7 protein-coding genes and 1 pseudogene are annotated in these 9,122 nt (G+C 69.4%); 5 read left to right on the forward strand and 3 right to left on the reverse strand.

What is annotated here, in order from left to right:
- Positions 1–209, forward strand: a pseudogene (locus ABSF49_RS17405) (branched-chain amino acid ABC transporter substrate-binding protein); the annotation flags it as partial.
- A 114-nt stretch (positions 210–323) separates the two neighbouring features.
- On the opposite strand, the gene ABSF49_RS17410 reads toward ABSF49_RS17405, so the two are convergent.
- Positions 324–1,052 (reverse strand): cytochrome c biogenesis CcdA family protein, encoded by a 729-nt coding sequence (locus ABSF49_RS17410; protein ID WP_424113914.1) that lies wholly within the window; start codon positions 1,050–1,052, stop codon positions 324–326.
- A gap of 59 nt (positions 1,053–1,111) precedes the next feature.
- Positions 1,112–2,158 carry a DUF4424 domain-containing protein gene (locus tag ABSF49_RS17415; protein ID WP_424113915.1) on the reverse strand — a complete coding sequence of 349 codons (1,047 nt, stop codon included), beginning with the start codon at positions 2,156–2,158 and terminating at the stop codon, positions 1,112–1,114.
- Between the two features lie 170 nt (positions 2,159–2,328).
- On the opposite strand from ABSF49_RS17415, the gene ABSF49_RS17420 reads away from it, so the two are divergent.
- Complete coding sequence (locus ABSF49_RS17420) at positions 2,329–4,026, forward strand: isovaleryl-CoA dehydrogenase (RefSeq protein WP_424113916.1); 1,698 nt, start codon at positions 2,329–2,331, stop codon at positions 4,024–4,026.
- 18 nt (positions 4,027–4,044) lie between these two features.
- Here the strand turns inward: ABSF49_RS17420 and ABSF49_RS17425 are convergent, their stop codons facing one another.
- Complete coding sequence (locus tag ABSF49_RS17425) at positions 4,045–4,791, reverse strand: hypothetical protein (RefSeq protein WP_424113917.1); 747 nt, start codon at positions 4,789–4,791, stop codon at positions 4,045–4,047.
- A 310-nt stretch (positions 4,792–5,101) separates the two neighbouring features.
- Between ABSF49_RS17425 and ABSF49_RS17430 the strand changes: the two genes are divergently transcribed.
- The 3 genes from ABSF49_RS17430 to ABSF49_RS17440 form a co-directional block, all read left to right on the forward strand.
- Positions 5,102–6,325, forward strand: a complete 1,224-nt coding sequence (locus ABSF49_RS17430) for a patatin-like phospholipase family protein (protein ID WP_424113918.1) — start codon at positions 5,102–5,104, stop codon at positions 6,323–6,325.
- A 359-nt stretch (positions 6,326–6,684) separates the two neighbouring features.
- Positions 6,685–8,061, forward strand: coding sequence for a CoA transferase (locus ABSF49_RS17435; protein WP_424113919.1), 1,377 nt, complete (start codon positions 6,685–6,687; stop codon positions 8,059–8,061).
- A gap of 181 nt (positions 8,062–8,242) precedes the next feature.
- Positions 8,243–9,122: hypothetical protein (locus ABSF49_RS17440; protein WP_424113920.1), on the forward strand; the 880-nt coding region annotated here is incomplete at its 3' end.

Consider the following 9,122-nt stretch of genomic DNA (forward strand, 5'->3'; position numbering starts at 1 on the left):
CCGCGATGCAGATCATCAAGCAGGCGATCGAGAAGGCCAACTCGACCGACCCGCACAAGGTCGCCGACGTCATGCACTCGGGCATGGCGTTCAAGACCGTGCTCGGCGACATCTCCTACGACGCCAAGGGCGACCGCACCACCGCCGACTACGTCTGGTACGTCTGGAAGAAGGACGCCGACGGCAAGATCAACTTCCACCAGATGTGATCATAGCCGGCCCGCTTAAGGGTGTTTCAAAAACGTCGAAGCCCGCCGCGACCCGGCGGGCTTCTTTTTGGCGGAGCCGATGTTGGGTGCGCGCAACGGGACGCCAGCGCCGCCTCACCCCAATTGCCCAAGCCGCGGGAAGGTGTCGATCAGCCATTGGGCGGCCGTCTGCATGCCTCCGGTGAGGAACAGCACGCCGGTGACGACCAGCAGCGCGCCGGTCGCCTTCTCCAGCCGCGCGAACTGACGGCGGAAGCCGCGCGAGAAGGCGAGGAAGCGCTCCATCGCGATCGCCGCGACGACGAACGGCGCGCCGAGGCCCAGCGAGTAGGCCGCCAGCAGCAAGGCCCCCTGGCCGACCGTCTGCTGCGCGGCGGCGACGGCGAAGATCGCCGCCAGTATCGGTCCGATGCACGGCGTCCAGCCGAAGGCGAAGGCGACGCCCATCAGATAGGCGCTCCACAGGCCGGGCGGCTTCTCGATCTCGAGCCGCGCCTCGCGCAGCATCGCATTGACGCGGAACAGGCCGAGAAAATGCGCGCCCATGACGATGATGCCGAGCCCGGCGACGATCGACAGCGCATGACTCCACTCGTGCAGAAGCAGGCTGAATTCCGTCGCCGTCGCGCCGAGCGCGACGAACACGGTGGCGAAGCCGGCGACGAACAACAGCGAGGCGACGACGATGTCGCGCCGCGCGCGGCCGCCGCCCTCCTCCGCCAGCGACTCGATCGACGCGCCGGCGAGGTAGCAGAGATAGGGCGGCGCGAGCGGCAGCACGCAGGGGCTGAGGAAGGAGATCAGCCCCGCGCCGGCCGCGGCGGGCAAGGAAATGTCGGTCATAGCTCCCTTTTGACGGCGCGCGCTATTGCGATCAAGCCGTTTCGCGGGCTGGCGCCGCCTCAATCGTTCTTTGGCGGCCGATAGAGGATCAACACATTGAGATCGCGGGTCGGAGTGAAATTGGCGTGGCGGACCTCGAACATCGTCGGCGCGATCTTCTTGACCCCGTCGGCGCAGAAGCTGACCAGCGAATCCGGCTCGCCCTTGTCGATCGTCAAGTGGAAATCGCCGATCGGCCCCGCCCAGTTGGCGCCGGTCGTCAGCACATAGGCGATCCGCCGCTCGAACAGCGGCGCGGCGAAGCTGCCGCTCGCGTCGGGCTTCTGCGCCTTGCGCGCGCCGGCGACGAAGTCCTGGTCGACGCAATAGAGCGTCGCGTAGCGCTTCGCCTCCTGCGGGTCGATCGTCGTCGAGCCGACCTCGGTTCCGGTGGTCTCGCCGACGCTCGGGCGATAGCGGTGCTCGACGGCGAGCTCGCGCCCGGCCGGGAAAGTCTGGGTCCAGAAGAAACTCGACTTCAGCGTCCAGTTCGGCGCGAGGTGATGCTCCCAACCTTTGCCAACGTCGTAATCGTCTGGGATGGCGATCTCCGCCTTCACCAGCGCGTCCTTGTCGGCGGATTTGAGCGTGTCGAGCGCCTCCCAAGTCTTGTCGCTCTGCGGCGCGAGCGGCACGCCGAGCGCGGCGAGCCGCGCCGTGATGTCGACGCCCTTGGCGAACGCCTTCTGCTCGTTCTCGGCCGTGACCGGCTGGCCGTCGATCATGGTGCGGAAGTCGAGGAAGTTCGGCGAATCCGGCGCGGGCACGGCGATGTTGGTGTCCGGTCCGTCCCAGACGATGTCCGGCATCGGGAAAGCGACGGTCGTCGTCACGTCGCGGACGGCGCGATTGAAGAAGCGGTAGCGGACGACGATCTCCTTGGCGGAAATCGCCAGGTCCTCCGACCGCATCTCGATGTCGGCGCTCTTGGCGAGGACGAGACCGCCGGTCGTCAGCTCGGCGCTCGAGTCGTTGGCGAGCGCCGGCGCGGCGCCTCCTAGCGCGAGCGCGCCGACGAGCGCGGCGCTTGCGCCGATTCCGTCACGTCGCTTGCATTCGTCGCGCATCGGTTCGCGCTCCCTTTCCCCGCGCTCCGCTTGCCGAAAGCGGCCGTCTTCGACGAAAGAATTTACCAGAGCCGCCGAGCGAATTCCACTAACTGCATGCAAAACCGCTATAGTGCGCGGCGAGGCGTTGCGTCTGCGCGAGGGCGCGCTTGAAGTCAGGGAGGTCGACCATGTCGCATCGCGCCGCGCCGTACGACGAACCCGAGCGGGACGCCCTCGACCCTTATGGCGCGGCGACGCACGCAGTCTTCAACCAGCCGACCGAACTCGCCGATTACAACCTCTTCAGCGGCGACGCGGCGTTGCAGGACGGGGTCGCGCGCGAACGCGGCGGCTGGGCGAGCAACGAACTCGCCGCGCTCGGCGCGCGACTCGGCGCGGCCGAGACGCTCGAGCTCGGAATCCTCGCCAACCGCAATCCGCCCGAGCTCGACACCAACGACCGCTATGGCAATCGCGTCGATCTCGTCCGCTACCATCCAAGCTATCACCAGCTCATGCGGCTTGCCGTCGAACAGGGCCTGCACGCTTCGCCGTGGACTGAACCGCGCCCCGGCGCGCATGTCGCGCGCGCCGCGCGCTACTACATGCAGGCTCAGGTCGAGGCGGGGCACGGCTGCCCGATCACCATGACCTTCGCCGCGACGCCGAGCCTCGCCAAGGAACCCGAGCTGGCGAAGCATTGGCTGCCGAAGATTCACGCCCGCCTCTACGATCCGCGCAACATCCCGGCGGCCGACAAGCAGGGCCTGACGATCGGCATGGCGATGACCGAAAAACAGGGCGGCTCGGATGTGCGCGCAAACACGACGCGCGCCATCCCGATCGGCCGCGATGCGATGGGCGAGGCCTACGAACTCGTCGGCCACAAGTTCTTCGTTTCGGCGCCGATGTGCGACGCCTTCCTGACGCTCGCTCAGGCGCCGGACGGCCTCACCTGCTTTCTCGCGCCGCGCTGGCGGCCGGACGGGACAAAGAACCCGATCCAGATCGTGCGGCTCAAGCGCAAGATGGGCAACGTCTCCAACGCTTCGAGCGAAACCGAGTGGCGCGGCGCGCTCGCCTGGCGCGTCGGCCCCGAGGGGCGAGGCGTGGCGACGATCCTCGAGATGGTCGCCGCGACGCGCTTCGACTGCATGATCGGCTCGTCGGCGGGCATGCGCATGGCCGCCGCCCAGGCGCTCGACCATTGCCGCCAGCGCAAGGCGTTCGGCGCGCTGCTGATCGACCAGCCGGCGATGCGCGCCGTGCTCGCCGACCTCGCGCTCGAAGCCGAGGCGTCGCTGGCGCTGACCCTGCGCGTCGCTCGCGCGCTCGACAATCGCGCTTCCGACTTGCGCGAGGACGCGTTCGCGCGCATCGCCGCGCCGCTCGGCAAATACTGGATCTGCAAGCGCACGCCCGCCCACGCCTACGAAGCGATGGAATGCCTCGGCGGCTCGGGCGCGATGGAGGATTCGCCGATGCCGCGCCTCTATCGCGAGGCGCCGATCAACGCGATCTGGGAGGGCAGCGGCAACGTGCAATGTCTCGACGTGCTGCGCGCGATCTTGCGCGCGCCGCAGTCGCTGGACGCCTATTTCGCCGAGATCGATTCCGCGCGCGGCGCGAACCGCGCGCTCGACGCGCATTTCGCGGCGCTGAAGGACGACATGCGCGACCTCGGCGATTTCGAGAGCCAGGCGCGCGACCTCTGCGATCGCCTGGCGCTCGCCCTGCAGGCGAGCGTGATGGTCAGGAGCGCCCCCGCCGCCAACGCCGACGCCTTCTGCGCTGCGCGCCTCGAGGGCCGCGGCGCGCGCAACTGGGGCGCGCTGCCGAAGGGGCTCGACCTTGCGGCGATCGTCAAGCGCGCGCTGCCGCGTTGAGCGGCGCATGCGGCCCCGTCAGGCCGTGTATTTGAACTTGCCGGGCAGGACGAAGCTCGTTCCGTTGGCGTTGGCGACGACGACGTCCACGGTGTCGGCGCCCATCGGGCGGGGCGGGACGAGGCCAGCGGCGAACGAGCCGTCGCTTGCGACCGTCAGCTTTTCGAGCGCACCAGAGCCCAACTTGACGGTCGCGTCCGCCCCAATGCCCTGCCCTGTGACGATGACGACCGCTCCCGTCGCCGCTTCTTCCGGCTGGACGCCCGCCAACTTCAGGCCGGAGGAACTCTCGTCGCCGGGAACCTGCACGATTAGCCGCGCCGCTTCGAAGAGGAAGCCGAAGAAGCGCCGCTCCTGCGTGCCGAAGATGAAGGCCGCGGCGTAGACGACTTGCGCGTTGGCCGGCTTGTCGGCGCTTCCGGCGACGACGTCGAGCAGAATCACCGTGACCAGGCCGGCTACGCCGCCGCTGAAGGGCCGGCCGAAGTGCCAGAGGTCGAAGCCCGGGTCCCATCCCGTAGCACCGTCCCGATGGTCGTAGATGCCCTTCAGGCTGATCATCAACCCGCCGAGGGCGCCGAACCACGCCGCTTCGATCGACAGCTCTTGATTCTGCCAAGCCGCGAACAATGGTTTTTGCCAGAGGTAAATCGCAGCAACGATGACCAGCACGACGAGGACGAAGATGTCATAAGCAAAAATCCGCACGCGCCCTGAAGCGGCGCGAACCCGGGCCTCAGTCGCTCCGCCGGCATTGTTTGGCATGAACCGCCTCCCCGAAACGATCGGAATCCCGAATCAGGAAAATCCAACTATACACGCCGATTAGAAGCATGCTAGCAATGTTATCGGCGGCAAGCAACCGGCGCCAATGTTTTACGGGAACGCCCGGGTGCGCTTGCTATGCTTGGTCTCTAGTTGTCGCTAGCGAGCACGTACGGAGCGCGCGCCGCTGACGAATTAAGAATGCGCGAAGATCGGGTCGGGAACGGCGCCCAGGCGAGCGCGACGAGATCCAAGAATATCGGAACCTGAACGGCGAACGGCGGCGGGCGAGCCGCCGGGGAGGAGCGGGATGGCGAAGTTTCGCATTCTCAGTCTGGACGGCGGCGGCTCATGGGCGCTGCTGCAGGTTATGGCGCTGCAGGCTCTTTATTCCGAGAACGCGCGCGGACAGGAGATTCTCAAGGATTTCGACCTCGTCGCCGCCAATTCCGGCGGAAGCATTACGCTCGGCGGCCTCATCGAGAATTTCACGCTGAGGGATCTGCTGACGAAGTTCTTTCTCGATCAGCAAAAGCGCAACCAGATCTTCACGCCGATCCCGTTCCGTGAGAGCCTTGAAGACAAGATCTACGCGTTGGTCGGCGCGGCGCCGCGCTATCAGACCGCCGCCAAGCTCACCGCGCTGCAAAACAGCCTGACGACGTTCGGTTTATGTCCGATGTCGGAGCTGCCTTCGCGCATCGCTCATTCCGCCGGCCGAAGCCCACATTTCCTGATCACGGCGTTCGATTACGACTGGAAGCGAGCCGTCTACTTTCGCTCGAACCGGAAGAGTAGGGCGGCGAGCTCGTTCTCCTCCGCCGACCCCGCGCTCGCCGAGGCCATTCACGCCTCGTCGACGGCGCCCGTCCAGTTTTTCGACAGTCCCGCCGAGTTCGGCGGCCGGCGCTACTGGGACGGCGGAGTCGCGGGCCTCAACAATCCGCTGCTCGCCGCGGTCATCGAAGCGCTGGCGGGCGGAGCGGCGCCGGCGGACATCGTGGCGCTGTCGATCGGCACTGGCTCGGTGCGGCTTCCCGTCGCCGGGCCGGGCGTCGAGGGCGACCCCAAGCTGATCCAGCCGCTGATCGACGGCGCCAGCATCCCCGGCAATCTGCAGGCGCTCGCCGGAGCGATCGTCGACGATCCGCCAGACGCTGCGACATTCGAGGCCTATGTCGCGCTCGGCCTGCCCCTGCCCGACCCCAGTCGCCCCGAACCGGTCTCGTCGGACCGGCTTGTGCGGATCAGTCCGATGATCGAGCCTGTGTTCGGCGCTGATGGCGTCTGGACTTCGCCCGCCGGCCTCAGCCTCGATGATTTCGCCGCCATCGCCAAGGTCGAGATGGACGCGGTTAAGCCTGAAGAGGTCGGCCTGATCCGCAATCTCGGGACCGAGTGGCTCCGCGACCGCATTCCCAATCAGCCGATCCGCGCCAACTCCAAGAGTCTTGGCTGCGAGATCGGGCATGCCCATTTCTCGCAGGCGAAGGACGCTTGGAACCGGGGCAGAGCGCCGGTCGCGGGGGCCTAGGTCTCGGACCGTCGGCGCCGGCCCTCTTCGCGCAAGCCTCGGCGAGCGGCGGGGCCGATTGCGCTTCGGCGAGGCGCCGGCCGTGGGCGTGCAGGTCAGCGGAAACGCGGCGACTTCACGCGCGATTCGCTTGGCCGCCGAGCGCGACGTCTCGTCGGGAATCACGCGACTGGCGAAGCCCATTGCGGGCGCAATCGGCGTGCGCGGCCGGCGGGGCTCGACCTTGCGGCGATCGTCAAGCGGGCGCCGCCGCGCTAGAAGGCGCTCCTCCTCTCCTCGTGGGAGAGGGCTTCGTCCCGACCCGCGCCAGGCAAGCCCGGACGTCTTGTGCGCGGCGGCGCCTGCGAGAGGACAACGCGATGCCCGACGCCCCTTCCCCTGCATCCCGCTTTCTCGCCGCCGCCTGGCGCGCGCTCGGCGGCGGCGAGGCTTGGCTCGGCCGCATCGAGATCTCAGGTTCCGGCGACCTGCCGTCGGCATTCGCCGTCGCCGATCTCGCTGCGGCCTCGATCGGCGCGGCGGCGCTCGCCGTCGCCGAGCGCGCCGCATCAGCGACGTCGCGCCCGCCCAACGCGGTCGTCGACCGTCGCCTGGCGTCCCTGTGGTTCGGCTTCTCGCTCAAGCCCCAGGGTTGGACTCTGCCGCCGGTCTGGGACCCGATCGCCGGCGATTACCCCGCCGCCGACGACTGGATCCGGCTGCACACCAACGCCGCGCGTCACCGCGCCGCCGCGCTCGCCGCGCTCGGATGCGTCGGCGAGCGCGACGCGGTCGCGGCGGCGGTTCGAGGCTGGCGCGCCGACGCGCTCGAGGCCGCTATCGTCGCGCGCGGCGGCTGCGCCGCCGTGATGCGCTCGCTCGCCGCCTGGGCCGATCATCCCCACGGCCGCGCCGTCGCCGCTGAGCCGCTCGTCCTCTTCGACAAGCGCGAAGTTTTCGGCCCCGCGAGCGGTCCGATCGATCCGACCCGGCCGCTCGCCGGCGTGCGCGTTCTCGACCTCACCCGCATTCTCGCCGGGCCGGTCGCGACCCGTTTCCTCGCCGCTTACGGCGCCGACGTCTTGCGCATCGACCCGCCCGACTGGGACGAGCCGAGCGTCGCGCCCGAGGTGACGTTGGGCAAACGCTGCGCGCGGCTCGACCTCGCCGAGCCCGGCGGCCGCGAGCGTTTTCTCGCCCTGCTCGGTCAAGCCGATGTCATCGTCCACGGCTACCGCCCCGGCGCGCTCGACGCGCTCGGCCTCGGCGAGGTCGAACGCCGCCGCGCGCGGCCCGGCCTCGTCGACGTGTCGCTCGACGCCTATGGCTGGAGCGGGCCCTGGGCCGGCCGCCGCGGCTTCGACAGCCTGGTGCAGATGAGCGCCGGCATCGCGGAGGAAGGCATGCGCCGCTTCGGCAAGGACAAGCCGACGCCGCTGCCCGTCCAAGCGCTCGACCACGCCGCCGGCTATCTGCTCGCCGCCGCCGCCGTGCGCGGGCTCAGCGAGCGCGCCGCGTCCGGCGCCGGCTCGTCGCGTCGTCTGTCGCTCGCCCGCGTCGCCGCGCTGCTGGCGAGCGAGCGGGCGGAAGCCAATGGCGCGTTCGCTCCGGCCGGCGAAGCCGATTACGCGCCCGAGATCGAAGCGACCGATTGGGGCCCAGCGCGCCGATTCGCCCCGCCGGCGGCGGTTGAGGGCGCGCCGATGCGGTGGGCGCGTCCCGCCGGTCGTTTGGGCGCTGCGCCGCCGGTCTGGTGACGCCCCGTTCGCCGCGCCCGCGGGCCGCCGTTCCCGTTCGCTCAGATGCGGCGGAACGTCGCGGAATGTGCTATGGGGCTTGCGCCTCGCGCCCTCAAGCGGGGCCGAGCCGGCGTGCGACAGGCCGGGTTCGCGTTTGGGCCGTAGGGCGTTGCGGGCGCCCCAGTCGGTTCGGGGGGAGATGGACAGGCGAACACAGGCGCAAATCGACGCCGCGGTCGCCGAATTGTCGTCTCTCGCGCTCGCCGGCGACATCGCCGGCGCGCTCGAGGTCGTCGATCGGCTGATTAAGCTTGCTTCGGGTTCGACATTCGTCTGGGCGCAACTCCAGGCGCGGTTGCTGCATGCCGCGATGGATGACCCGCGCATGCCTTCGGAACTGCTGGCGGCGCTGATCGAACGGTTCCGCTGGGCCGAGCCGATCAGCGCGTTGAGCCGCTTCCACCCCGACCTGCGCGCACGGGTCGCGACGCGCCTCGCCGCCGCCCAGGCCTGGTGCGACGACCTCAAGGCGGCGGCCCGACGCCTCGACGACGCCGGCGCCGCGGCAAGACTGACATTGCGCCCGCCGGCGCGAACGATCGACCCCAGGACGCTGTCGCCGGGCGTGCTGCATGCGCTGCAGGCCTGCCTTGCCGGCGTGCAGCGGTTTGGGCCGCTGCTGGGCGGATTGATCGACCCCGAGGCGACCGAACGCCTCGCCCAGGCGCTGCATGTCGAGGCCGCGCCAATCGATCCGCTCGCCTATGTCGGCCTCGCCGGCTCGCGCCTGCCTGACGGCGCGCGCTGGGCGATCGCGCTCTCGGCGATGTACACCATCGCCCAGCGCGCGACCGACGCGACCCTCGCGCCGGCGCGACCGGCGCAGAGCCTGGCGATCCTGCGCGATTACTGGGGCGTCGGCGAGGAGGCGCACGAGGCGCGGCGAGCCCAGGCGATCGACCGTCTCGAATGGTTGATCAACCAGGGCGACCGCGCCGATCCACAATGCGCCGAGCCCGGCGACCCCGAGGCGCCGGCGGACCTGCTCGCTTGGGACTTGGCGCGGGCGGCGATGACCG

Source organism: Roseiarcus sp., assembly GCF_049514155.1.
In the GTDB taxonomy this organism is placed as follows: domain Bacteria; phylum Pseudomonadota; class Alphaproteobacteria; order Rhizobiales; family Beijerinckiaceae; genus Roseiarcus.